The sequence below is a fragment of the Bradyrhizobium algeriense genome, from assembly GCF_003062295.1.
Taxonomy (GTDB): domain Bacteria; phylum Pseudomonadota; class Alphaproteobacteria; order Rhizobiales; family Xanthobacteraceae; genus Bradyrhizobium; species Bradyrhizobium algeriense.
Genome location: NZ_PYCN01000168.1, coordinates 1 through 804 on the forward strand (window position 1 = coordinate 1; position 804 = coordinate 804).

Here is an 804-nt window from a genome sequence, read left to right on the forward strand (position 1 = left end):
TGATCGAGCTCATGCAGCAGAGCCGTGCGCTCGTCGAGCATCTGTTGCAGGGCATCCTGGGCCCGTCTCCTCTCGCCGCGTTCGCGGGCTTCCGCCAAGGCGCGCAGGACGGTGGCAGGCAGCCGGTCGAGCTTGTCCTTCAGCACGTAATCCGTCGCCCCGCGCTTCAGGGCCTCAACGGCAACCTCTTCGCCGAGGGCGCCGGAGACGAAGACGAAGGGCGTGGCGCGGGCCATCTCCTGGGCGATCTCGAGCGCGTTCAGGCCATTGAAGGCAGGCAGGAGGTAATCGGCCAGGATGAGATCCCAGCTTTCGTCCCGGACCGCCCTGGTGAACTCATCGGCGGACACCACGCGCTCGATCGACACGGGAAGACCGGCTTCGATCAAGGCTTCCGTCACCAATTCAGCATCGAGGGCGCTGTCCTCCAGGAGGAGGATGCGCAGCACCCGATCGGATTGGATGACGGTCGCCTGATCCATCGACGTTCCTAAGCTCCATCGCGCTGCGGCGGCGGCTCGTTGAGGATGGCCCAGAACACGCCGAGGTCCTGGATCGCATCGAAGAATTCCCGGAAGCCCACGGGCTTCACCACGAAGGCGTTCACCCCGAGCTCGTAGCTGCGCACGAGATCGCTCTCCTCCCGCGAGGAGGTGAGCATGACGACCGGCGTCTGCCTTAAGCGCGGGTCGGCCTTGACCTTCTCCAGAACCTCGAGCCCGTCGACCTTTGGCAGCTTCAGATCGAGCAGGACGACGGCCGGATCGCTGGTGTTGCGGCTCTCATGCGCGCCGCGCCGATAGA

General features: G+C 65.3%; 2 protein-coding genes. Both read right to left on the reverse strand.

Annotation, left to right across the window (positions count from 1 at the left end):
• On the reverse strand, window positions 1–482 hold a 482-nt coding region (locus C7G61_RS42910; RefSeq protein ID WP_145963835.1), incomplete at its 3' end, for a response regulator.
• Window positions 483–490: 8 nt separating this feature from the next.
• A partial coding sequence (locus tag C7G61_RS42915; RefSeq protein WP_108523432.1) for a response regulator occupies window positions 491–804 on the reverse strand: 314 nt, incomplete at its 5' end.